This is a genomic window from Variovorax sp. SG517 (genome assembly GCF_013376045.1).
Classification (GTDB): domain Bacteria; phylum Pseudomonadota; class Gammaproteobacteria; order Burkholderiales; family Burkholderiaceae_C; genus Variovorax.
In genome coordinates, this window is the sequence record NZ_JABMJG010000002.1 from 819,916 (window position 1) to 843,762 (window position 23,847).

Genomic DNA, 23,847 nt, shown 5'->3' on the forward strand with positions numbered 1-23,847 from the left:
GTCATTTGTCGAAAACCAGCCATCCGCCGAACGGCATCTCGCCGGCGGGCCAGTCGCCAGCACTCGCCGGGCAGCGGATGCCGCGCCGCAGCAAGGTCACCGCGCGCAGCACGCCGGCATGCGTGACCCAGAGCGTGTCGCGGCCCTGCGCCCGCCATTCGTCGTGCGCCTGCGCGATGCGCGACATGAAGGCACGCACGCTCTCGCCGTGCACGCCGGCCTGCAGGTCGGCGAAGTCGGCGGTCCAGGCATCGAAGTCTTCGCGGGGAACGCTGGCCCAGGGCCTGCCCTCCCAGGCGCCGAAATCCATCTCGGCCAGCCGCGCGTCGCGTTGCACCGTCAGGTCGGGGCGCAGCACGACGATGGCCTCTGCCAGTGCGACGCAGCGCTTCAGCGGCGAACTGCACAACACGATGCCCGCCGGCAGCAGCGGCGCGATCCGCCCGGCGGCGGCCAGCGTGGCGTCCGCATGGGCTTCGAGGTCCGTCGCCCCGTAGCAGAGGCCGGGTTCGGCCACCACCGGGGCGTGACGCTGGAGCCAGAGCATGCTCATGCGTGCCAGGCCAGCGCGAGGTAGATCGCGAGCTCGCAGACCTGCTGCGTCGCGCCCAGCCCGTCGCCGGTGAAGCCCTGCAGCCTGCGCAGGAAGAGGCGCGCCATCCAGCCCGCGGCGAGAACAGCCGCGAGCACGGCAGCCGCGACGTGGACCGCGTCGTGCGCCTGCAGAAGCAACACCACGGCAGGCGCCGTCCACACGATGGCGATGATCAGCGCCCCCCGGCTGATCGCATCCGCGAGCGGCTTGGCCTTGCTCGCGCCGCTGTCGCCCACATAGGGCAGCCAGCGGATCAGGAACAGCGGCATCAGCCGCGACAGCACATGCGCGCCCACGATGGCGATCGCCGCCGCCTGCAGCCCCTGCCCCACCAGTGCGGCGAGCAGCGCGAACTTGAGTCCGAGCGCCAGCACCAGCGCCACGGCACCGAAGGCGCCGATGCGCGAGTCCTTCATGATCTCCAGCGCCCGCTCGCGGCTGGCCGAGCCGCCCAGGCCGTCGGCCACGTCGGCCAGCCCGTCTTCATGGAAGGCGCCGGTCAGCATCACGGTGGCGACAGTGCTCAGCACGGCCGCCGCCAGCGCGCCGCCGACGCCGGGCAGCCCGATGGCCACGCCCGTGAACACCAGCGCCGCCAACCCGCCCGCCAGCCACCCGATGCCGGGCAGGTGCGCCGCGCTCGCGCGCAGCATCTGCGGGCTGAAGCCCACCCATTCGGCCAGTCGTCCCGTCACCGGCACACGGGTGAAGAACTGCAGCGCGAGCAGGAAATGGCGAATGCCGCTCATGCGTCCTTGCGCGACACGCCGGCCGACTCGAAGCTGGCCATCTCGCGCAGGATGCGACAGGCCGATTCGAGCAGCGGCCAGGCCAGCGCGCCGCCCGATCCCTCGCCGAGCCGCAGGTCGAGCTGCAGCAGCGGATCGAGCCCCAGCCGCTCCAGCATCAGCGCATGTCCCGGCTCGGCCGAGCGGTGCGCCGCCACGCAGCGCTGCACCACGTGAGGCTGCAGCGCCTGCGCCACCAGCACTGCCGCGCTGGCGATGTAGCCGTCGACCACGATCACCCGCCGCTCCGCGGCCGCCTGCAGCACCGCGCCGACAAGCGTTGCCAGCTCGAATCCGCCGAAGGCTGCCAGCGCATCGAGCGGCGCGGTGGCGCCGGCGTGCAGCGCCAGCACCTGCCGCAGCACCTCACGCTTGCGCGCCAGCCCGGCCGCGTCCAGCCCGGTGCCGATGCCGATGCAGGCGTCGATGTCCAGCCCGCCCAGCCGCGAGAGCAGCAGCGCGGCCGACGAGCTGTTGCCGATGCCCATCTCGCCGAGCAGCAGCGCGTTGCCCGGCAGCGCCTTCACGACTTCGCGCCCGTTGGCTATTGCCTGGGCGCACTGCTCGGCGGTCATGGCCGGCCCTGCGGAAGCGTCGGCCGTGCCGGCGGCGATGCGGCGCGACACCAGCCCGGGGCGGGGCTGGAAGTCTTGCCGCACGCCGCAGTCGACCACGGTGAGCGCCAGCCCGTGCTGGCGCGCGAGCACGCTCACGGCCGCACCTCCGGCCAGGAAGTTCTCGACCATCTGCCAGGTCACCTCGCTCGGGTAGGCCGAGACGCCGCGCGCCGCCAGGCCGTGGTCGCCGGCGCAGACCAGCATCTGCGGGGCCTCCAGCACCGGCTTGTCGGTGTCGAGGATGCTGCCGATGCGCAGCGCCAGCGCCTCCAGCCGGCCTAGCGCACCGAGCGGCTTGGTCTTGTTGTCGAGCGCACTTTGCAGGCGGGCGGCGAGCGCGGCGTCGGAGATGTCGGTGATGGTGGGAACGAGGTCGGTCATGCAATCAGTCCGGCGAGAACACCGGGTTCGAAATGGGTGTCGATGAAATCGGCCAGGCCGTCGAAGGTGGATTCCAGCGTGGGCGCCGAGGCGCCGAAGAGCGCGTGCAGCGCGCCCGGGTCCTCGAACAGGCCGTGAAGATAGATGCCGAGCACGTTGCCCTGCGAGTTCTGCCAAGCCAGCCCGTCGGGCATGACCGACCGGCCGGCCTGCGCCATCTGCGGATGCTCGGCGGTCTGGCCGTGATGGATCTCGTAGCCGGCAACGGGCACGCCGGACAGCGCGGCCCAGGCGCCGGTCAGCTCGCCGAACCCGACCGTGCGATGCCGCACCGTCTTCTCGCGCTCGAACACCGTCACCAGCGGCAGCAGGCCCAGGCCCGGCGCATTGCCGTCGATGCCGTGCGGATCGACCAGAGCCTCGCCCAGCATCTGCAGGCCGCCGCAGATGCCCAGCACCGCACCGCCGCGTTCGGCATGCGCTGCCACCGCGCGGTCCAGCCCTTGGGCGCGCAGCCAGGCCAGGTCGCCGCTGGTGTGCTTGGAGCCGGGCAGCACGATCCAGTCGGCCGCGGCCACGTCGGCGGGCGTGCGCGCCCAGACCAGCCGCACGCCGGGCACGTTCTTGAGCGCCTGGAATTCGTCGAGGTTGCTGATGCGCGGATAGGCCACGACGGCCACCGTGCGCGTGACGGTGCCGCTGGCGCGGCTGCGGTCGTCGAACACGCCGTCTTCCTCGGGCAGGCCGTGCTGCCACCACATGGGCAGCGTCGCCACCGTGGGCACGCCGGTCAGCTCCTGCAGCTGCTGCGGGGCCGGCGCGAGCAGCGAGGCGTCGCCGCGGAACTTGTTGAGCACGAAGCCGCGCAGCAGCGCCCGGTCGGCCTCGGGCAGCAGCGCCCAGGTGCCGTAGAGGTGGGCGAAGGCGCCGCCGCGGTCGATGTCGGTCGCCAGCAGGCAGCGCGCCTGCGCGTGGCGGGCGATGCGCATGTTGACGATGTCGCTGGCCATCAGGTTGATCTCGGCCGGCGAGCCGGCGCCTTCGATCACGACCACGTCGTTTTCGGCGCGCAACTCGTCGAGCGCCTGCGCGATCTGCGGCCAGACGCGCTCGCTGCGGCCGCGCCAGGGCAAGGCCGAGAGCGCCTCGCTCACCTGCCCCATCAGCACCACCTGGCTGTGGGTGTCGCGCTCGGGCTTGAGCAGCAGCGGGTTCATGCGCACCTCGGGCAGCGCATTCGCGGCCAGGGCCTGGAAATACTGGGCGCTGCCGATCTCGCCGCCATCGACCACGCGGGCGTTGTTGCTCATGTTCTGCGCCTTGAATGGGGCCACCTTCAGGCCCCGGCGGGCATACCAGCGGCACAGCGCGGTGGCCAGCCAGCTCTTGCCGGCGCCGCTGGTGGTGCCCAGGACCATGACGCAGCGCGCCGGCCCGCTATTCGCCTTTGAACTCATCGGCGGATTGTCGTTGAGCGCCGCGCCTCCCTCGCCGGACCGCGACATCTTTCACACTCCGGCGCTGCAAGCGGGGCCGGTGAATCCAGGCGGCACTTTCCCGCGTACACCCGGGCGGCGCACACTGTCGCAAAAACGCACCCAGGGAATCCATGCCAGCCTTGAACGATTTGGCGCTGACCGTCGAGGAACCCGAGCCGGGCCAGTTCTTCTGGACCCTGCTAGAGGCCCACCACGGCGACGCAAGCACCGAGACCCTCGACTACCGGGTCTTTCGGCGAGCGCCCAGGGCGCAGGCCAGCTATTCCAACGCCATGGCCATGGGCGTTCTTGAACTCAAAAAAATAAGCGCCGCCACAGACACAGCCGGCGAAACCGACTGAACCTGTGACGGCGCAAGACCGCCTTGCGGCGTTCAGGCTGTCAATCTTTTCCGCTGCGTCGACCGCGCCTCAGCGCGCGGCCACGGTCGTCCGTGCGGCACCGGCCGCAGCCACGGGCGCCGGCACTTCCCAGCCCCCGCCGATGGCGCGGATCAGCCCCACGGCCGCCTGGTATTGCGCCGACTTCACCTGCAGCGCCTGGCGACGGTTGCGCAGTTCGCTGCGGCGGGCGTCGAGCAGGTCGAGCTGGCTGATGTAGCCGTTGCGGTAGCGCGTATCCGACAGGCTGGTTGCGCGCGCCGCCGAGGTGACGGCCTGCGCCTGCACCACCGACTGCTCCTGCAGCGTGCGGATGGCGGCCAGCTGGTCTTCGACCTCCTGGAAGGCCACCAGCACCTGGGTGCGGTAGCTTGCGAGCGCGCCGTCGAGCTGGGCATTGGCGCCCTGCACGCCGGCTTCGCGGCGGCCGCCGTCGAAGATCGGCAGCGACAGCAGTGCGCCCACGCCCCACGAGCGGGCCGACCACTTGAAGAGGTCGCCGATCTCGGGCGAGGCGTAGCCGGCGGCGCCGGTCAGCGAGATGTTCGGGAACCACGCGGCCTGTGCCACGCCCACGCGGGCCTGCGCGGCCAGCACGGCGCTCTGCGCGGCCGACACGTCGGGCCGGCGCGTGAGCACCGTGCCCGGCACGCCCGCCGGGATCGAAGGCAGCGCCGTCGTCCAGTCGTCGGAGCGCAGGCCGAAGCTGGAAGCCGAATCGCCCACCAGCACCGCGAGCGCATGCTCTACCTGGGCACGCTGGCGGTCGAGCGCGAGCGCATCAGATTCAGTGGACGACACCTCGGTCTGCACGCGCGCCACGTCGAGCTCGGCGATGTCGCCGGCCTGCTCGCGGCGCTGCGACAGGCGCAGCGTGTCGCGGTAGGCCTCGACCTGCTCGCGCACCAGCACGCGTTCGGCATCCAGCGCGCGCAGCTGCAGGTAGGTCTGTGCCACCTCGGCCTGCACCGCCAGGCGCGTGCTCTGCAGCAGCGCCTCGCGGCCGGCTGCGTCGAGATTGGCCGCGTTGCTCGCGCCCGAGAGCCGCCCGAACAGGTCGACCTCGTACGAGAAGGTGGCGCCGATGTTGGTCATGGTGGCCGGCCGGGTGCTGGCAGTGGCCTTGTCCAGGCCCGCACCGCGGTTGGCACCGGCGCCCAGGCCGATCTGCGGCAGGCGGTCGGCGTTGGCGCTGCGCGCCAGCGCGCGGGCTTCGGCCAGCCGCGCCGCCGCGGCCTGGATGTTGCCGTTGTTGACGTCGGCCTTCTCGACCAGCGCGTTCAGCACCGGATCGTTGAACACCAGCCACCAGGCGCCGCGCGACTGCGCCTCGGAAGGCACGGCACGCGTGAAGCCGGCGGGCGGCGTGGGCCCCTGTTCCTTGAACTGGGCCGTGGTCGTGATCTCGGGCAGGCCCGAGGGCACGGTGGCACAGCCGGCCAGCACCAGGGCCGCCATCAGAGGCAGCAAGGCGGTCCGGACGGGCTTCACCAAGGGTTGTACTGAGAATTTCATGATCAGCTTTCTTCTTCTCGATCGATCAGTCATGCGAGCCGTGCGAGGGGCGCGGCGACGCAGGCACCGGGTGCAGTCCGCCGCCGCCCGAGCCGCCGTGCGATGCAGGCGCCACGGGATGCTCGGCCGACACGAAGTCGTCGCCGTGCGGAACCTGGCCGTGCAGCTTGAGCGGCCGGTTGCCCGCGAGGCGGCGCAGCAGCACGTAGAACACCGGCGTCAGGAACAGGCCGAAGGCCGTCACGCCGATCATCCCGGCGAACACCGCCACGCCCATGGCCTTGCGCATCTCCGAGCCCGCGCCGGTGGACAGCACGAGGGGCAGCACGCCCATCACGAAGGCCAGCGAGGTCATGAGAATCGGGCGCAGGCGCAGGCGGCTGGCTTCGATGGCCGCCTGAACGGGCGTGCGGCCGGCAAATTCGAGCTCCCGTGCGAACTCCACGATGAGAATCGCGTTCTTCGCACTCAACCCGACAAGCACGATCAGCCCGATCTGCGTGAAGACGTTGTTGTCACCCCCCGATATCCATACGCCGGTCATCGCGGCCAGGATGCCCATCGGCACGATCAGGATGATCGCGATCGGCAGCGTCAGGCTCTCGTACTGGGCAGCCAGCACCAGGAACACCAGCAGGATGGCCAGCGGGAACACCAGGAAGGCGGAGTTGCCGGCCAGGATCTCCTGGTAGGTCAGCTCGGTCCATTCGAAGGTCACGCCCTTGGGCAGCGTCTCGGCCGCGATCTTCACGATCGCGTCCTGCGCCTGGCCCGAGGAATAGCCCGGCGCCGGGCCGCCGTTGATGTCGGCGGCGAGGTAGCCGTTGTAGCGCATGGCGCGTTCGGGGCCGAAGGTCGAATTCACCTTCATCAGCGCCGACAGCGGCACCATCTCGCCCGAGCTCGAGCGCACCTTCAGCAGGCCCACGTCCTCGGCACGGGCGCGGTAAGGCGCATCGGCCTGGACGCGCACGGAGTACGTGCGGCCGAACTTGTTGAAGTCGTTCGCATACAGGCTGCCGAGGTAGATCTGCATGGTGTCGAAGATGTCCGTCACCGGCACGCCGAGCTGGCGGGCCTTGGTGCGGTCGATGTCGGCATACAGCTGCGGCACGTTGACCTGCCAGCTGGTGAACATGCCGGCCAGCTCGGGCGCCTGGTAGGCCTTGGCCATGAAGGCCTTCACCGCCGCGTCCATCTGGTCGTAGCCCACCGAGCCGCGGTCTTCCAGCTGCAGCTTGAAGCCACCCGTGGTGCCCAGGCCCGCCACCGGCGGCGGCGGGAACATCACGATGAAGGCGTCCTGGATGCCGGCGAAGGCACCGTTGAGCTGTCCGGCCACCGCGCCGCCGCTCTGGTCGGCGCGCTTGCGCTGGTCGAAGGGCTTGAGCGTGGCGAACACGATGCCCGAGTTGGAGCTGTTGGTGAAGCCGTTGATCGACAGGCCCGGGAAGGCGATGGCGTCTTCCACGTTCGGGTTCTTCTTCATGATCTCGCCCATGCGCTGGATCACCTCGTCGGTGCGGTCCAGCGTGGCGCCGTCGGGCAGTTGGGCGAAGCCGATGAGGTACTGCTTGTCCTGCGCCGGCACGAAGCCGCTGGGCACCGCCTTGAACAGGCCGAAGGTCACGCCGATCAGCGCGAGGTAGATCGCCAGCATCAGCGCCTTGCGCGAGATGACGCGCTTGACGCCGCCGCTGTAGGCCTCGGAGCCACGGTGGAAGAAGCGGTTGAAGCCGCGGAACAGCCAGCCGAAGACGCGGTCCATGCCGCGCGTCAGCGCGTCCTTGGGAGCATCGTGGCCGCGCAGCAGCAAGGCAGCGAGCGCGGGCGACAGCGTCAGCGAGTTGATGGCCGAGATCACCGTCGAGATCGCGATGGTCACCGCGAACTGGCGGTAGAACTGGCCCGTGAGGCCGCTGATGAAGGCCAGCGGCACAAACACGGCCACCAGCACCAGCGCGATGGCGATGATCGGGCCCGACACTTCGCGCATCGCGCGGTAGGTGGCTTCACGCGGCGTGAGCCCCGCCTCGATGTTGCGCTCGACGTTCTCCACCACCACGATGGCGTCGTCCACCACGATGCCGATGGCCAGCACCAGCCCGAACAGGCTCAGCGCGTTGATCGAGAAACCGAGCACGTGCAGCACCGCGAAGGTACCGATCACCGACACCGGCACGGCCAGCAGCGGAATGATGGAAGCGCGCCAGGTCTGCAGGAACAGGATCACGACCAGCACCACCAGCATGATGGCTTCGAGCAGCGTGTGGATCACCGATTCGATGGACGCACGCACGAACTGCGTCGGGTCGTAGGCAATGCGGTATTCCAGGCCCTCGGGCATGTTCTTGTTGAGCTCGGCCATCGTCTTGCGCACGTTGGCAGAGATGTCGAGCGCGTTGGAGCCCGGCGCCTGGAACACGCCCATGCCGACGGCCGGGTCGTTATTCAGCAGCGAGCGCAGCGAGTAGTCGGCGGCGCCCATCTCCAGGCGGCCGATGTCGCGAAGACGCGTGACGGCGCCGTCGGTGCCGCTCTTGACGATGATGTCGCCGAACTCTTCCTCGCTCTGCAGGCGGCCCTGCGCATTGATCGACAGCTGCATGTCCACGCCCGACAGGCCCGGCGAAGCGCCGACCACGCCGGCCGCGGCCTGCACGTTCTGGCCGCGGATGGCGGCCACCACGTCGGAAGCCGACAGGCCGCGCTGCGCGACCTTCTGCGGGTCGAGCCACACGCGCATGGAGTAGTCGCCGCCGCCGAAGATCTGGACCTGGCCCACGCCTTCGATGCGCGCCAGCGGGTCCTTCACGTTCAGCACCGCGTAGTTGCGCAGGTAGTTGATGTCGTAGCGGTTGTTCGGCGAGACGAGGTGGACCACCATCGTCAGGTCGGGCGCGCTCTTGACGGTCGTGATGCCGAGCCGGCGCACTTCCTCGGGCAGACGCGGCTCGGCTTGCGAGACGCGGTTCTGCACGAGCTGCTGCGCCTTGTCGGGATCGGTGCCCAGGCGGAAGGTGACGGTGAGCGTCAGCACGCCGTCGGTGGTCGCCTGGCTGCCCATGTAGAGCATGCCTTCGACGCCGTTGATCTGTTCTTCCAGCGGGGTGGCCACCGTTTCGGCGATCACCTTGGGATTGGCACCGGGGTACTGGGCGCGCACCACCACCGAAGGCGGCGCGACTTCCGGGTACTCCGAGATCGGCAGACCGCGCAACGCGATCAGGCCCGCTATCAGCATCAGGAGCGACAGCACGCCGGCAAAGATCGGCCGGTCGATGAAGAATTTTGAGAGATTCATGTTGGTTCTCCGGCGGGCGCAGATGCGCCCTCCTCCGAAATCAGGACTTGGCCGCCTCGGCGACGCGTTCCGGTTGTTGTTGCTTGGAGTCCGCCTTGGCGTCCATCGTCACTTGCTGCGGCGCCACCAGCGCACCCGGGCGGATGTGCTGCAGGCCATTGACGATCACGCGATCGCCCGCCTTCAGGCCCTTGCTCACGACGCGCAGGCCGTTGACCGAGGCGCCCAGCGTCACTTCGCGGTAGGCGGCCTTGCTGTCCTCGCCCACGACCATCACGAACTTCTTGTTCTGGTCGGTGCCGATGGCACGTTCGCTGACCAGCAGCGCGGTGTCGTTGCGGGCCTGGCCCATGCGGATGCGGGCGAACTGGCCGGGGATCAGGGCGCCGTCCTTGTTGTCGAAGGAAGCACGGACACGCACGGTGCCGCTGCGGGCGTCGACCTGGTTGTCGATCAGCTGCAGCTTGCCGGTGAAGGGCGTGCCGTCCATGCCGGCGGTGCCCATCTGCACAGGAATGCTCTCGATCTGGCCGCGGGCGCTGGAGCCGCTGGGCAGTTCCTTCAGCGCGCGGGTGATGACTTGTTCGTCAGCGTCGAAGCTCGCGTAGATCGGGCTCACCGACACCAGCGTGGTCAGCACCGGGGCGCCCGGGCCGGCCGCCACCAGGTTGCCCACCGTCACCTCGATGCGCCCGATACGGCCCGACACCGGTGCGCGCACCTGGGTGTAGCCCAGGTTCAGGCGCGCCGACTGCAACGAGGCCTGGGCCGCACGCAGGTTGGCTTCGGCTTCGCGGCCGGCGTTCACGCGCTCGTCGTACTCGCGCTGGGCGATGGCCTTGTCGTCCCACAGGCGCTTGGCACGCTCCTGCTCGCTGCGGCTGAAGGACTGGCGGGCCTGCGCGGAAGCCACCTGCGCCTCGGCGCGCTCGACCTCGGCCGCGTACGGCGCGGGGTCGATGGTGACCAGCAGGTCGCCCTGCTTCACCAGCGCGCCTTCGCGGAAGTGCACCGCCTGCACGGCGCCCGCGACGCGGGAGCGCACATCGACGCGCTGGACGGCTTCGAGCCGGCCCGAGAACTCGTCCCAGGCGTTGATCTCGCTCGAGGCCACGGTGGCGACCGACACCGGCGTGGCCTGGGGCGCCGCCGGCGCGTTGTTGGCTTCGGCCTTGAAGCTGTACATGCCGACCACCGCGGCAGCCACTGCCAGCAATGCGGTGAGGCCGGTCACGGCGGGCCAGAGGCCCTTGCGGGCGGCGGAAGACAGCTTTTTCTCGTTGTTCGACATGATGATGAGTCCTTCTCGATGACTTTGGGATGCAACAAGCCACCCCGGCGCTTTTGGCACCAGGAGGCGGGATTTCAGGGAAAAAGGGGCCCCGGCACGCGGCCGCGCTGGCAGCGTGTCGATCAGGCAGCCGGTGACCGGCGGGAACTAGCTGGGGTGATCAGCCGTCGCGGGCGGCGGCGTGGTCGCGCTGAAGAACTCGCGGAAGTGCTGCTGCACCGCCGCTTCGCAGGCCACACAGCCCGTGTTCTCGGTGTCGTACAGCGCCTTGGGCCAGTTCGAGGCGCTGGGCAGCACGCTGCTCGTGACCTCGATACCGGCCGCGCGCAGGCGGCCCGCGAAGGTCAGCGCCTCGTCGCGCATCGCGTCGTCCGCGCCCACCAGCACCAGGGCCGGGGCCAGCGACGACAGCCGCAGCGAGCCGCTGGGCACCGCATAGGGGTGCATGGCGTTCGAGGGGCAGCTCAGGTACTTCTCCCAGCCGCTGGCCCAGCGGCACTCGGCCGCGTCGCTGGTGGCATTGCGCAGCGAGGCGGTGCCGGCGCAGGGGTCGAGCATGGGCGACAGCAGGATCTGGCCCGCGAGCGGCGGATGGGCCCGGTCGCGGGCGATCAGCGCCACCGCGGCCGCCAGGTTGCCGCCGGCTTCCTCGCCGGCCAGGTAGACCTGGGAGCCCTTGCCGCCGAGCTTGGTGCGCTGCTTGTAGAGCCATTCGAGTGCGGCATAGCCCACTTCGATGGGCTCCGGGAACGGCGACTGCGGCGCCAGCGGATAGGCCAGCGAAACCACCACCGCGCCCGCGCCGGCCAGCAGCCGCGCCACGTTGCGGCCGTTGTCCAGGTCGCCGCAGACGAAGGTGCCGCCGTGGAAATGCAGCACCAGCGGCGCCACCTCGCCCTTGGCGCGCTGGCCGTACACGCGCGCTCCCACCGGTTCGCGGCCGGGCAGCTCGATCGACAGATCGGCTTCCACGCCTTGCGCCGCAGCACGGGCGGCGGCTTCGGCGGAGCGGGACGATGGAACGGGTGACATGGGCGACCTCGGGGATTTGGGCGATGGTTGAAATATAAGTCGCCCGATGCGGCGTTAAACAGGAAACATGCCCCCACTCTGTTTCCAAACCGACAACAATCAGGGCGCTCCGCAAAGGTTGGACGGCTTGTGTGAGAATCCGCGTCCCCCGGTGTGGGCCGGGTACCAAGAACAGGCATTCAATGGATCAGATCCAGGCCATGCGGATCTTCGTCCGCGTCGTGGAAGCCGGCACTTTCACCCGGGCGGCAGACTCGCTCGCCCTGCCCAAGGGCACAGTCACCAAGCAGATCCAGGCGCTGGAATCGCGCCTGCGCGTGAAGCTGCTCAACCGCACCACGCGCCGCGTCACGGTCACGCCCGACGGCGCCGCCTACTTCGAGCGGGCCGCCCGCCTGCTCAACGACTTCGACGACATGGAAGCCAGCATGACGAATGCGCAGGCCAACCCCACGGGGCGGCTGCGCATCGACGTCGGCACCTCGGTGGCCAGGCTGATCATCCTGCCCGCGCTGGCCGGCTTCTGCGACCGCTACCCCGACATCCAGGTCGACCTGGGCGTGAGCGACCGCACCATCGACCTGATCAGCGACAACGTCGACTGCGTGATCCGCGCGGGCGAGCTCAGCGACCAGTCGCTGGTCGCGCGGCGCATCGGCACGCTGGACTTCGTCACCGTGGCGTCGCCGGCCTATGTCAAGCGCTACGGCATGCCGCAGCACCCGAACGACATCGAGAAGCGCCACCACGTGGTGAGCTATTTCTCGGGCACCACCCGGCGCGTGTACCCGCACGAGTTCAGGAAGGGCGACGAGCATATCGAGCTGAACGGCCCCTACCGCGTGGCGGTGAACGAGAGCAACGCCCACATCACGGCGGTACAGGGCGGTTTCGGCATCTCGCAGTGCATCACCTTCATGGCCGAGCCGCTGATCGAGAGCGGCGAGCTGATCCAGCTGTTGCCCGACTGGCACCGCGACCCACTGCCGATCCACGTGGTGTACCCGCCCAACCGCCACCTGAGCGCCAAGGTGCGCGCCTTCGTGGACTGGGCCGCCGAGCTCTTCGCGAAGAACCCGAGGCTCCAGCGGCGCTGATCGCGCCGAGCCCCCAACAAACAATTCGTGCCGGCGCCCTAAATTCTGGCCGTCCGATGCCGTTATTCAGTTCAGCCCGATACCGGAAAGCCGCTGCGTTTTCCGGTTGAACGCGCGTACCGCGGCCTCGACCCAGGCCGTTCAGGGGCCCGGGAGGAGCCCTGGCACGCGTCCGCTAGAACATACGAACCGGCAAGCTCATGGATAAAGACCCGTCGAACGGCAAGGCCGAAGCGCCCGATCAGCCGCACGCAACGCCAGACGAACGCGCAAGCGAAGAATTCGGCCGCCGCGCGCCGGTGGAAATCGGCGTTCATTTGCGCAACCTCGCCAGCCGCCGCGACAACCTCACCGTCCAGTACGCGGGCGGCCATCTGGTGACCCAGCTGCTCGACGTGGACATGCGCAACCGCGTCTTCACCTTCGACTGGGGCGCGTCGCCCGAGCAGAACCGGGCCCTGCTGGCGGCGCCGCGCTGCCATTTCGAGGCCCAGCAGGACGGCGTGCGCGTCGAGTTCTCCATCGCCTCGCCGCGCGAGACTCGGTACGAGGGCCTGCCGGCGTTCGAGGCCGACTTTCCCGAGGTGCTCGTCTACCTGCAGCGGCGCGAGTACTTCCGCGTGGACGCGCCGATCGCCGATTCGTACACCTGTTCGGGCACCCTGCCCCAGGGCGATGCGTTCTCCTTCGAGGTGCAGGACCTGTCGCTCGGCGGCGTCGGCCTTCGCACCCGTGACGAACGCGCGGCCATGCTGCCGGTCGGCACCTTCCTGAAGGACTGCGAACTGTCGCTGGGCGCGCTCGGCCGGCTCATGCTCGACATGGAACTCGTATCGATCCGCCCCGCCGCGCAGCCTAACGGCACGGTGCGCTACCAGCTGGGCTTCCGCTTCCTGGCGCTGCCGCCCGGCGCGGAAAGCGCGCTGCAGCGCCTGGTCACCCGGCTGGAGATGAAGAGCCGCTCGCTGGTCGGCTGAACCCGCCCGGCCGGCTCAGAACACCGGCTCGCAGCGCACCTCGGTCTTGACCGAGTTGGCGATGAAGCATTCCTCGTGCGCCCGGTGGTGCATCTGCTCGATCTGCTCGCGCGTGGGCAGGTTCTCGCCAGAGAAACTCACCTGCGGCCGCAGCGTGACCACCGTCATCGCCGTCTTTCCTTCGGCGTTCTTCTCCATCACGCCCACGGCCGCATCGAAGTAACGGTCGACCACGAACTTGCGCTTCACCGCCATCGTGAGGAACCACAGCATGTGGCAGTTCGACAGCGAGGCCACGAACATCTCCTCGGGGTCGACGGCCGAGGCGTCGGACATCGGCAGCGGCACCACGTGCGGCGAGGAAGACGCGGCCACTTCGGCGCCGCCATCGAAGCGCAGCGTATGCCGCCGGCTGTAGGTGTTCGCGAGAAAGTCCTGCTCGCCACGAAGCCAGAGGACTTCCGCTGTGTACTGGGCCATGTGATTCTTCTCCGGCACGGTTTGCGGGAGTGCGATTCTGCGCCAGGCAGGCCGCGCGACCGTCAGAGATCGATCCGGTAACGGTACTTCGTCAGGCTGCCCTGGCTCGGCAGGGTGATGAAGGTCTCGACCAGCACACCGCCATTCGCCGCGATCACCTTCTGCGAGGCGAAGTTGTCGGGGCTGGTGGTGATTTCCACGCGCTTGAGCCCCTCGCCCGCGGCCAGTTTCAGCATCGAGCCCAGCGCGCGCGTCGCGTAGCCCTTGCGCTGCTTCCAGGGCACCACGTTGTAGCCGATGTGGCCCAGGCAGTAGAGCGGCAAGGCGTCGGTGCCGGGCTGCCAGCGCAGGTCGATGCTGCCGCAGAACTCGCCGTCCCACATCCAGCACTTGTAGCCCGGCAGCCGCCGCACCTTGGAGCCGTCGGGCATGACGATGCGCCCGCCCCTGGCCTCGCGGTCCACGAGGCTGGCCAGGAAGCGCTCGGGGTCGGCCTTGATGGCGGCGCGCTCCTCCGCGCCCGACTCGGGCCGCGTCTCGTCGCGCGCCCAGCCGCGGTTCAGCGCCGAGACGTAGCTCGGCAGGTAGGCCTTCGCGGGCCAGACCAGCTCCATCGGGCGCGACCCCGGCGCGGGCTTCGCCATCCTGCCTAGGCCCCCATCAGCCTGACGATAAGCGGCACCAGCAGCGCCGTGGCGATGCCGTTGAGCCCCATCGCCAGCGCCGAGAACGCACCCGCCGTCTCGTTCACCTGGATGGCGCGCGCCGTGCCGATGCCGTGCGCCGCCATGCCCACCGCGAAGCCGCGCACCGCAGGCTCCCTGATGCGCAGCAGGTTCAGCAGGCCGGTGGCCATGATCGCGCCCGAGATGCCCGCCACGGCCGCCGCCACCGCCGCCAGCGAAGGCAGCCCGCCGATCTTCTCGGCCACGCCCATCGCGATGGGCATGGTGGCCGACTTGGGCGCGAGCGACATCATCAGCTCGTGCGAGCCGCCCAGCACCCAGGCGATGCCCACGGCCGAGACGATGGCCGCGACCGAACCCACGATCAGCGCCACCCCGATGGGCAGCCACAGCCGGCGCAGCCGGTCGATCTGCCCGTACAGCGGCACAGCCAGCGCCACCGTGGCGGGGCCGATCAGGAAGTGCACGAACTTCGCGCCCTCGAAGTACGTGTCGTAGGGCGTGCGCGTGAACAGCAGCACCGAGACGATCACGATCACCGAGATCAGCACCGGGTTGACCATCGGATTGCGCCCGCTGCGCGTGTGCAGCCACAGCGCACCCAGGTACGCCAGCAGCGTGAGCGACAGCCACAGCAGCGGCGACTGGGCCAGGAACACCCAGATCTCGAAGAGCTTCGCGGGCGCGGTCATCTACTGGGCGTCCTTGCCGGTGATGCGGATCATCCAGCGGAAGGTGAGCGCGGTGACCGTCATCGTGAAGGCGGCCCCCACGATGCCGGCCGCGAGGAACGGCAGCCACTCGCGCCCCACCCGCTCGAAATGCAGCATCACGCCCGTCACCGCCGGAATGAACAGCAGCATCAGGTTGCGCAGCAGATGGCCCGAGGTATCGGTCAGCACCTGCGGCACGCTGCCGCGCACCAGCAGGCCGATGAACAGGAACACCATGCCGATCAGCGGGCCGGGAATGGGCAGGCCCAGCCACTGCACGAGCAGTTCACCGGCAAGCTGGCAGAGAAAAAGTGTGGTGATGGCGTAGAGCATCTTTTCTTCTGTTCTTCAATCAGGGTGGGTATGTATGCGTTCAGGCCGCGCTTGTCCAGGCTTGCTTCAGCGCCTGCTGGCTGGCGGGCGGGAGCACGCCCATGCGCACGTGGCCCGGCAGGCCGAAGGAGGCGCAGTCGCGCAGTTTGATGCCCGAAGCGCGCAGCGCGGCGGCCACATCGGGATACGGCCGGTCGGTGCGGGCGCAGAAGAAATTGGCATCGCCCGGGAGGCACTGCCAGCCGAGCGATTCGCACATCGCGCGTTGGCTGGCTTTCCAGTCCCTCAGCGTCTGGAGGCTTTGCGCAAGCCAGCGCTGCGCCTCTTCGCCGGTCCAGGTCTCGAGCAGCGTCACGCCGTGGGTGCCCAGCGGCCAGGACGGGGCCAGCCCTTCGATGCGCGCCGTGAACAGCCCGTCGACGTTCTCGGGTGCGATCGCGTAGGCGGCGCGGATGCCCGTCAGGCCCATCGCCTTGTTCGGCGTCCACAGCTGCCAGACGCGGCCGAGCTGCGCGGCATCGAGCGACGGCCGGCCTTCGAGGCGCAGCGGCTCGTAGGCCAGGTCGAGCACGCAGGTACCGCTGGTGCTCGTCGCGTGCAACGGCAGATCGGCCTGCAGTTGTCCCAGCGGGCTCGACGGCTCGCAGCACCAGCGAAGCACGGCATCGGCATGCGGCTGCGGCGCGCGCAGCACCCGCAGGCCCCAGGCTTGCGCGGCGCGCTCGTAGTCGCCGTAGCTGTGCGCCGGCAGCCAGACCTGCCCGCGGCCGCCCTGCGCCACTGCTGCGCTGATGCGGTGAATGAACTCGCTCGCGCTGGCCGCGACCACGATTCGATCGGCCGCCACGCCATGAAAGGCCGCAAGCCGGCCGCGCAGCGCGGTGTAGTGCGGGTCCGGGTAGTGGGCCGCGTCGGCATTGCGCAGCGCCGACACGGCGGCCGGGCACGAGCCCACCGCGTTGCCGTTGGTCGAGAAGTCGTGCGGCGCCACACCAGTCGCGTCGGGGCCGCCATGAACCACCGGGCTCATGCCATCCTCCAGCCAGCGACAGCCACAACGGCCATCGTCGCGACCAAGCCCAGCGCCAATGCGGCCCGCCCGCCGAGTTGCGCGGTGCGCTGCATGTCGTCGGCGGAAGGCGCGCGGCCTTCCGCGTTCAGCGCATACACGCCCGGCTTCGCGAGCCGCACACCGAGCAGCAAGGCCACCGTCGCCATCGGCCAGCCGCTGTTGGGCGACGGCGTGCGGCGGGCTTCTTCAGACAGCCCCGAAGGCCAGCGCCATGCCGCCAGTGCGAGCAACGCCACGGTGATGCGCGCCGGGATCCACGAGAGCACGTCGTCCGCACGCGCGGCCCATTTGCCGAACCAGGTCCAGTCGCGGCTGTTGCGCTCGCCACGATAGCCCCACATCGCATCGGCGGTGTTGGCGAAGCGGTAGAGCGCCGCGCCCGGCAGGCCCAGCAGCACGAACCAGAAGACGGGCGCGACGAGCGAGTCGTTGAGGTTTTCCGCGAGCGATTCAATGGCGCTCTCGCGCACCTCGCGCTCGCTGAGCCGGTTCACGTCGCGGCTGACAAGGCGCGCCAGCTGCTGGCGCCCGGCGTCGAGCGAAACGCCCAGCGCCGCCTCGACCGCGAGCACCTCGTCGCGCAGCATGCGCCAGGCGAAAAGAGGCTTGAGCAGCAGGCCAATCACCAGCGGCACCGCCCAGCCCGGCAGATGCAGCATCGCCAGCGTCTGCAGGACCATCGCGATGCCCCAGACGCACATCGCTCCCACGCACCACACCAGAGCGCCGCAGAAGAACATCGGCAGATCGACCGCCTTCGCCTGATGCGCACGCGGCGCGATGCGGGACCCCACGCCCAGATAGCGCCCCATCCAAACGACCGGATGCAGCGCCGCGGGCGGCTCGCCCAGCCAGCGATCGACGGCCAGCGCGATCCACAGCGCGGCGGCGAAGGCGATGGCGTATTCGGAACTCGGCAAGGGCATGGGAGCCGCCATTCTCGCGAATCAGGCGGCGCCCCTGCCCCGGCGCCATTGCATCGCCGCGCCGAATGCGAGGAGCAGCGCGGCGCCCAGCGCCATCCACAGCCGCAGGACGGTGGCTTCGCCGGCCTTGGGTGGCGGAGCTTCCGCTGGCGTCGGCTCCAGCTTCAGGCCGCTGACGGGTTGCGGGCTGTCCGGGGCGGGAGCGGGAACAGGTTCAGGGGCCGCGGCCGGTGCGGCGGCCTGCACGACCACGGGCGTGACCGCCTGAGCCGGCCTGGGCGAAGAAGCTGGAGCCGGCGACAGCTCGGCCTGCACGAATCGCTGCACGCCGGCATTGCGCTCGCGCAGGCCCGTCGCGCGTATCGCCTGCGCATAGGCCTGCGCCAGCTCGCGCCGGGTGGCGGCATCGGGCTTCCAGTAGTCCAGCCGCACCGCGTCGAGCATGCGCTCCAGCGTCTGCGCGAAGGCCGCGCGGTTGTCGCCTTCGAGCCATTCGCGCGTGCCCAGCCTGTAGCGGTCGCGCACGTACACGTCGTGCAGCGACTGCCATTGGTCCTGCCGCACCGCCTGCGGGGCAGTGACCTGCCAGCCCCAGAGGAATTGCGCGGTCTTCAGCACCTGCAGCGTGCCGCTGTAGCCCTCGGCCTTCTGCGCCTCGATCCACTGCGGGTGCAGGTAGCGCGTCTGCATCTCGCGCGCGATGGCCCCGGCCGCCGTGTCGGTGCGCACCGCGCTACCGTCGCGCAGGTTCTGCACGTACAGCGCCGGGTCCATGCCGGTGAGATGCCGCACCGCCTGCGCTATGCCGCCGAGGTACTGGAACGGGTCGTCGTTGGTCAGCACGCCGTACAGGTTGGAGCTTCGCGCCATCAGCGCCGCATCGACCTGCGCGAGGTTGCCGGCGTAGGCGCCGGGCCGCTCGGCGCCGTCGAGGCCCTTGCCGTAGGCGTGGCCCATGCGGTCCATGTAGAGGCCAGCCATTTGCGCATCGCCGCCGCCGCGCTGCTGGTTCTTCCATACGTCGCTCGCGAGCGCGGCCTCCTCGAGCCCGGCGCCGTAGCTGCCCTGTTCGTTCGAGAACACGCGGGCCGTCGACAAGCGCTGCGCCTCGTCCGCCGCAGCGCCTTCCGAGCGAAGCCTGCGCGCCATGGCCTCGCTGTTGCGCGCCACCGCATTGCCGGGTTCTCGCAGCGCCGAGACCTGCTGCACCGCCTCGTCGAGCCAGCGCATCACGGCCGGGAACTGGTCGCGGTAGGAGCCGGTGACGCTGACCAGCACGTCGATGCGCGGCCGCTTCAACTGCGAGGCGGGAATGATCTCGATGCCCGCCATGCGCCCGCCCTCGTCCCAGCGCGGCTTCACGCCCATGGCGTAGAAGGCCTGGCTTTCCAGCACGCCCTGGTGGCGCGAGGCCTCGCCGGCCCAGAGGGTGAAGGCGATCTTCCCGGGCGGCTTGCCGGCATGGGTCTTCGCGTGCTGCGCGATCCAGTCGTCCATGGCGGCCACGCCCGTCGCCCAGGCCGCGCGGGTGGGCACGCGGCTCGGGTCGAAGCCGTAGAGGTTGCGCCCGGTCGGCAGGCTGTCGGGGTTGCGCACCGGGTCGCCGCCGTAGCTCGACTTGAGGTAGCGGCCGTCGAGCGCAATCAGCAGTCCTTCGATTTCCTGGTTGTGCGCAAGCACCTCGTCGAGCTTGCGGGCGCGCGCGGCCAGTTCCAGCAGCTTCTGGCGGTCGGCGGGCGTCTTGCCCATGGCGCTCGCGGCCTGCGCGTCGGCGAGCGCCTGTTCCACCCAGCGCGCGGGGCGCGAGGCGGCGACGCTCTTCGCGTCGATCAGGAAAGCCTCGTCGATGTCTTCGCCCAGCGCCTCGACCAAGGGCGTGCCGAGGATCTGCAGGATGGTCATGCGCCTGCGCTGCGCGTCGGGCGCCTGCCCGAAGGTCGCGAGGCCCAGGGGCTGCGCGGTCTGCGCGAGCTCGTCGAGGTACGGATGCAGCACCGCGATGAAGCCGGCGAAGTCGGCGCGGATGCGCGCGGGCGTCCAGCCCAGGTCGCGGTCGTAGCGGTGCTCGGCGAACTCGGCCGTGAGCTGCTTCTCCAGCGCGGTCTTCACGGGGCCGGGCGAGAGCGTCTCCCACTCGTGCATTCGCTCGTGCATCTCCTGCACGCCGGGACGGAAGCCGGCGGGCGCGAACAGCGGCGTCGAATGGCTCACCATGGTCGCGCGGCCGCGCCGCTTGGCGGTGGTGGCCTCGCCGAGGTTGTCCATGATGTACGGGTAGACGTTGGGCAGGTCGCCGAGCGCGAGCAGCGGATCGTCCTGCACCGAGAGCCCGCGCTCCTTGCCCGCCGACCACTCGACCGTGCCGTGCGTGCCCACGTGCACGACGGCACTGGCGCCGAAGCGCTTGCGCAGCCAGAGGTAGGTCGCGAGGTAGCCGTGGCTCAGCGGAACGGCCGAGCGGTGATAGACCTGCTCGGCCTTGCCCGCCACCTGCGTGCCAGGCTCGAAGCGAGGCGGCTGCCGCAGCACGACCACGTTGCCGAAGGGCACGCGCGGGATCACGAAGGAAGGCTGGCCTGCCACGGTGCGCAGCATGGTCGACTTCTCGGGCGCTCCCCAGTAGCTTTCGATGCGCCGCTGCGTCTCCTGCGGCAGCGCGCGGAACCATGCGAGGTAGTCCGCAAGCGGCAGCGTGTCGGCCAGATCCTTGTCGAGCAGCGGCTGCAGCTCGTCGCCCTGGCCTGTCGGGTAGTAGGCCCGCATCGTCGCCTGCACCTGCGCGATGAGCGCGTCGGTGCCCGGCACTTCGGCCGCATAGCCGGCCGACTTCATCGCCGCCAGCATGTTGCTCACGCTGCGCGGCACGTTGAGGAACGAGGCGCCGAAGTTGGCCTCGCCCGGTGGGTAGTTGTAGACCAGCATCGCCACGCGCCGCTCGGCCGGCGGCGTGCGCTGCAAGCGCAGCAGCGCTGCGGCCTTGGCGGCCACGGCGTCGATCTGCGCGGGCAGCGGCTGCAGCGTGCCTGTGGACGCGTCGCGGGCGCTCACGAGCATCGGATCGGTCATGCCGGCCAACTCGCTGGGGCTGTAGTAGGCGGCGATGTCGGTCTGCGCAAGGCCGTCCTTGCTGTTCGCCCATTGCGCGGCGTCCATCGCCAGCGAGGGCAGCGTCTGCAGCACCGGCACGCCGATGCGCTCCAGCTCGGCCTTGCGCTCGTTGGGGCTGAAGACCAGCGAGGCATTGACGATGGTGTCGGCCACGCGGCGTTCACCCTCGTGTGTCATGCGGAAGAACAGGTCCTTCTGCTGGCGCGGGCCGTAGAAGGCATAGGCGCGCAGCCCGCGGGCTTCCAGCGACGCGATGAGCGCATCGAGCCAGGCCGTGTCGTCACCCGCCAGCGTGGCGCTATTGACGGCGATGGCGACCGTGCCGCTGCCCGGCAGCCTCTCGACGGCTGCCACGTCCGTTTCGACGCGCGGCCAGCCGGGGTGGTAGATGCCGGTAAGCGGCAGCGGCAAAGGCGCCGGCAGCCCATCGAGACTGCCCGGCTGCCGAAGCGCCTTCATCGACGCGCCCAGGTTGGCCGCGCCTGGAAAGCGCCAGAACTCGCGCAGCCGCTGGGCCCATGCGGCATCGACGCCGCGCTCCGCCGCCAGCGGCGCCGCGGCGGTCGTCTGGCCCTTGGCCACAAGCGCGAATTCGCCGACCAGCACATAGGGCACCGTGCCGCGCGATATGGCGTCGCCGAACCGCGCGGCGGCCGCCTGTGCCACGCTGATGTGCGGCGCATCGATCACGAGCAGGCTTGCCCCGTCGATGGCGGCGGCCAGCGCCTCGGGCGAGTCCTGCGAAGCCGACAGCACCTGCAGCGACACCCCCGCCTCGCGCGCCGCTGCCTGCAGCCGCACCACGCGCGCCGGCGACACCAGCGAGGTGCTCAGCACGACGACGCGATCCGCTCCTTGCGGCTGCGCATGCGCCGGGAGGAGCAATCCCGCCCCGGCGAGAAGGAGCCAGGCGAAAAGAAGAAGCCGGATCACTTCCCGCCCGAACCGGCCGGCTCCGCATCGGCCGGCACGTAGACCATCGTCCCGTCCTTCAGGCGCCAGGCGGTGCCGGCCTTCTCGCCGTCGCCCTGCCCCGTCGCGCCGCTGGCCTTGAAGCGGGTGACCTTGCGGCCCTCGCGCGTGACGATCTCCATGTCGGGCTGGCCCTCGTTGCGGATGATCGTCACCTTGTCCTGCGCGAAGGGGTTCATCGGGTTGTTGATGACCGCGATCATCAGCATGCCGATCACCACCATGAACACGTCGATCAGGTTGATGGTCGAGAGCACCGGATCGTCGTCGTCGCTGTCCAGGCTGCTCAGAATGGAAAACTGGCGCCGGCTCATGAGAGGCGGTCCCGCGCATCGAGCACCGTCACCAGTTCGCGCATCAGCCATCGGCGGCGCACGGTGTAGACCACGAAGGTGATCGAGGCCGAGGCCAGCGCCACGATCACGCTCGCGAAGGCCGGCGCCAGACTCTGCGCCACGCCCTGCGATTCGCCCGAGGCCACGGCCACGAGCGCCGGGCCCATCGGGATCATGGTGGCGATCAGGCCCAGCATCGGCGCCACGCGGCTGCACAGCCGCACGCCCTCGAGCTGCTTGAGCACCACCAGCTCCATCTGCTCCTGGCTGGCCTGTGCGTGCGGCTGCAGTACCAGCGCGCGCGACGGGTCGCGGCGGCGCTGCAGGTACTCGATGCCGAACGCGCCCAGGCAGTACACGGCATAGACGAAGGACAGCAACACACCCAGCGTCACCGGCCAGAGGAAGAGGCGCGCCAGCTCGAAGAGAACGGAGTCGAAGGCCAGCATCAGTTGGGCTCCACGGCGGAAGGTTGATCGAAGAGGTCCGAAGGCCGGCCCCAGCCCTCGTCGAACACCAGCGACGCGAGCGGCTCGCGCTTCGCCCAGCGTTCGCGCTGCAGCATCGGCTCTTCGTAGAAATTGGCCACGGGGCCCAGGCACAGCAAGGCGATGGGCTCGGCGCCCTCGGGCAGGCCGAGCAGCGCAGCCACTTCGGCAGGGTCGAAGAGCGACACCCAGCCCATGCCCAGCCCCTCGGCGCGTGCCGCGAGCCAGAGGTTCTGGATGGCGCAGGAGGCCGAGGCCAGGTCCATCTGCGGCAGCGTGCGGCGGCCGAACACGTGCTTCTCGCGGCCGTCGGCCAGCGTCACGGCCAGCAACTCGGCCGCGTCGAGCAGGCCCTGCACCTTCAGGCGCATGAACTCGTCCTCGCGCTCGCCGAGGGCGCGGGCGGTCAGCACGCGCTCCTGCTCGACCACGCGATGCAGCTGCTGCCGCAGCGCATCGCCACGGATGCGGATGAAGCGCCAGGGCTGCATGAAGCCCACGCTGGGCGCGTGGTGCGCCGCGTCGAGCAGCCGGCGCAGCACCTCGGGCTCGACGCTGCCGCCCGCGAAGTGGCGCATGTCGCGCCGCTCGTGGATGGCGCGGTACACCGCCCTCGCCTCGCCGGCCTCGAACGCGTGTGCCATGGGCGCCTTCAGTCCTCGATGCCGCGCTGCGCGGGAATGCCGGCCTTGAAGGCATGCTTGACCAGCGTCATCTCGGTCACCGTGTCGGCCAGCTCGATGATCTCCGGCGGGCAGCGCCGGCCCGTGAGCGCCACGTGCACATGCTTCGGCCGCGCGCGCAGCGTTTCGAGCACGCCTTCGAGCGGCAGCCAGCCGTAGATCAGCGGATAGGTGATCTCGTCGAGCACCACCAGGAAGAACTCGCCCGAAAGGATCGCCGCCTTCGCCTTCTCCCAGCCGTCGCGCGCGAGCTGGCCCGAGCGCTCCAGGTCCTGGCTCTTCCAGCTGAAGCCGTCGCCCAGCCCCTCGATGGGAATGCCGATCTGCTCGAACATGCGGTGCTCGCCGAAACGCGCGGTCGGCACCTTCATGAACTGGTAGATCTTCACGGCCTTGCCGCGGCCGTGGGCGCGCAATGCGAGACCGAAGGCGGCCGTGCTCTTGCCCTTGCCATCGCCGGTGTTGACGATGACGAGGCCGCGGCGTTCGCCTTCGGGCTTCTCGTACGGCTTCTCGCTGGGGGGAGTTTCGATCTGCATGATGAGGTGTTCCTGTCGTGTTCTTTGCTGTGTGCG

At 69.9% G+C, this 23,847-nt stretch carries 22 protein-coding genes; 3 read left to right on the plus strand and 19 right to left on the minus strand.

The window, feature by feature from the left end; genetic code table 11:
* Position 1: 1 nt before the first annotated feature.
* Genes FHT32_RS09305 through FHT32_RS09320 form a run of 4 tightly spaced genes read right to left on the minus strand, consistent with a single transcriptional unit; the run spans position 2 to position 3,838 of the window.
* A complete protein-coding gene (locus FHT32_RS09305) occupies positions 2-553 on the minus strand; it encodes a histidine phosphatase family protein (protein ID WP_176664319.1) in 552 nt (183 codons plus the stop codon).
* Positions 550-1,344: an adenosylcobinamide-GDP ribazoletransferase gene (locus FHT32_RS09310; RefSeq protein ID WP_176664320.1), complete on the minus strand. Its 795-nt coding sequence runs from the start codon at positions 1,342-1,344 to the stop codon at positions 550-552. Before FHT32_RS09310 ends, FHT32_RS09305 begins: the two co-directional genes overlap by 4 nt.
* The gene (gene cobT / locus FHT32_RS09315) at positions 1,341-2,381 is read right to left on the minus strand and encodes a nicotinate-nucleotide--dimethylbenzimidazole phosphoribosyltransferase (RefSeq protein ID WP_176664321.1); all 1,041 of its coding nucleotides are present in this window, start codon (positions 2,379-2,381) and stop codon (positions 1,341-1,343) included. Before cobT ends, FHT32_RS09310 begins: the two co-directional genes overlap by 4 nt.
* Positions 2,378-3,838 carry a cobyric acid synthase gene (locus FHT32_RS09320; RefSeq protein WP_176664322.1) on the minus strand — a complete coding sequence of 487 codons (1,461 nt, stop codon included), beginning with the start codon at positions 3,836-3,838 and terminating at the stop codon, positions 2,378-2,380. Before FHT32_RS09320 ends, cobT begins: the two co-directional genes overlap by 4 nt.
* A gap of 152 nt (positions 3,839-3,990) precedes the next feature.
* Between FHT32_RS09320 and FHT32_RS09325 the strand changes: the two genes are divergently transcribed.
* Entirely contained in the window at positions 3,991-4,221 is a 231-nt protein-coding gene (locus tag FHT32_RS09325) for a hypothetical protein (RefSeq protein WP_176664323.1), read from the plus strand.
* A gap of 69 nt (positions 4,222-4,290) precedes the next feature.
* Here FHT32_RS09325 and FHT32_RS09330 read toward each other — a convergent pair whose 3' ends face one another.
* From FHT32_RS09330 to FHT32_RS09345, 4 genes are all read right to left on the minus strand, one after another.
* Positions 4,291-5,775 (minus strand): efflux transporter outer membrane subunit, encoded by a 1,485-nt coding sequence (locus tag FHT32_RS09330; RefSeq protein ID WP_176664324.1) that lies wholly within the window; start codon positions 5,773-5,775, stop codon positions 4,291-4,293.
* 25 nt (positions 5,776-5,800) lie between these two features.
* A complete protein-coding gene (locus FHT32_RS09335) occupies positions 5,801-9,079 on the minus strand; it encodes an efflux RND transporter permease subunit (RefSeq protein ID WP_176664325.1) in 3,279 nt (1,092 codons plus the stop codon).
* A 40-nt stretch (positions 9,080-9,119) separates the two neighbouring features.
* A complete protein-coding gene (locus FHT32_RS09340; RefSeq protein ID WP_176664326.1) occupies positions 9,120-10,370 on the minus strand; it encodes an efflux RND transporter periplasmic adaptor subunit in 1,251 nt (416 codons plus the stop codon).
* A 147-nt stretch (positions 10,371-10,517) separates the two neighbouring features.
* On the minus strand, positions 10,518-11,402 hold the full coding sequence (locus FHT32_RS09345; RefSeq protein WP_176664327.1) for an alpha/beta hydrolase: 885 nt from the start codon (positions 11,400-11,402) through the stop codon (positions 10,518-10,520).
* 182 nt (positions 11,403-11,584) lie between these two features.
* Here FHT32_RS09345 and FHT32_RS09350 point away from each other — a divergent pair, with 182 nt between their 5' ends.
* Positions 11,585-12,499 (plus strand): LysR family transcriptional regulator, encoded by a 915-nt coding sequence (locus FHT32_RS09350; RefSeq protein ID WP_176664328.1) that lies wholly within the window; start codon positions 11,585-11,587, stop codon positions 12,497-12,499.
* Positions 12,500-12,699: 200 nt separating this feature from the next.
* Positions 12,700-13,476 carry a flagellar brake protein gene (locus FHT32_RS09355; protein ID WP_176664329.1) on the plus strand — a complete coding sequence of 259 codons (777 nt, stop codon included), beginning with the start codon at positions 12,700-12,702 and terminating at the stop codon, positions 13,474-13,476.
* A 15-nt stretch (positions 13,477-13,491) separates the two neighbouring features.
* On the opposite strand, the gene FHT32_RS09360 is transcribed toward FHT32_RS09355, so the two are convergent.
* From FHT32_RS09360 to cobO, 11 genes are all read right to left on the minus strand, one after another.
* A complete protein-coding gene (locus FHT32_RS09360) occupies positions 13,492-13,956 on the minus strand; it encodes an OsmC family protein (RefSeq protein WP_176664330.1) in 465 nt (154 codons plus the stop codon).
* Positions 13,957-14,018: 62 nt separating this feature from the next.
* A complete protein-coding gene (locus tag FHT32_RS09365; RefSeq protein WP_256098927.1) occupies positions 14,019-14,600 on the minus strand; it encodes a GNAT family N-acetyltransferase in 582 nt (193 codons plus the stop codon).
* Between the two features lie 5 nt (positions 14,601-14,605).
* Positions 14,606-15,334 carry an LrgB family protein gene (locus tag FHT32_RS09370; RefSeq protein WP_176664331.1) on the minus strand — a complete coding sequence of 243 codons (729 nt, stop codon included), beginning with the start codon at positions 15,332-15,334 and terminating at the stop codon, positions 14,606-14,608.
* On the minus strand, positions 15,335-15,688 hold the full coding sequence (locus FHT32_RS09375; protein ID WP_176664332.1) for a CidA/LrgA family protein: 354 nt from the start codon (positions 15,686-15,688) through the stop codon (positions 15,335-15,337).
* Between the two features lie 40 nt (positions 15,689-15,728).
* A complete protein-coding gene (locus FHT32_RS09380; protein ID WP_176664333.1) occupies positions 15,729-16,718 on the minus strand; it encodes an aminotransferase class I/II-fold pyridoxal phosphate-dependent enzyme in 990 nt (329 codons plus the stop codon).
* Complete coding sequence (gene cbiB, locus FHT32_RS09385; RefSeq protein ID WP_176664334.1) at positions 16,715-17,686, minus strand: adenosylcobinamide-phosphate synthase CbiB; 972 nt, start codon at positions 17,684-17,686, stop codon at positions 16,715-16,717. Before cbiB ends, FHT32_RS09380 begins: the two co-directional genes overlap by 4 nt.
* A 21-nt stretch (positions 17,687-17,707) precedes the next feature.
* Positions 17,708-21,727: a cobaltochelatase subunit CobN gene (gene cobN / locus FHT32_RS09390; RefSeq protein WP_371132150.1), complete on the minus strand. Its 4,020-nt coding sequence runs from the start codon at positions 21,725-21,727 to the stop codon at positions 17,708-17,710.
* Complete coding sequence (locus FHT32_RS09395) at positions 21,724-22,080, minus strand: DUF2149 domain-containing protein (RefSeq protein ID WP_176664336.1); 357 nt, start codon at positions 22,078-22,080, stop codon at positions 21,724-21,726. Before FHT32_RS09395 ends, cobN begins: the two co-directional genes overlap by 4 nt.
* Positions 22,077-22,550: a MotA/TolQ/ExbB proton channel family protein gene (locus tag FHT32_RS09400; protein ID WP_176664337.1), complete on the minus strand. Its 474-nt coding sequence runs from the start codon at positions 22,548-22,550 to the stop codon at positions 22,077-22,079. The genes FHT32_RS09395 and FHT32_RS09400 overlap by 4 nt, the downstream gene beginning before the upstream one ends.
* Entirely contained in the window at positions 22,550-23,233 is a 684-nt protein-coding gene (bluB, locus tag FHT32_RS09405) for a 5,6-dimethylbenzimidazole synthase (RefSeq protein WP_176664338.1), read from the minus strand. Before bluB ends, FHT32_RS09400 begins: the two co-directional genes overlap by 1 nt.
* A gap of 8 nt (positions 23,234-23,241) precedes the next feature.
* Entirely contained in the window at positions 23,242-23,811 is a 570-nt protein-coding gene (gene cobO / locus FHT32_RS09410; protein ID WP_176664339.1) for a cob(I)yrinic acid a,c-diamide adenosyltransferase, read from the minus strand.
* Positions 23,812-23,847 lie beyond the last annotated feature (36 nt).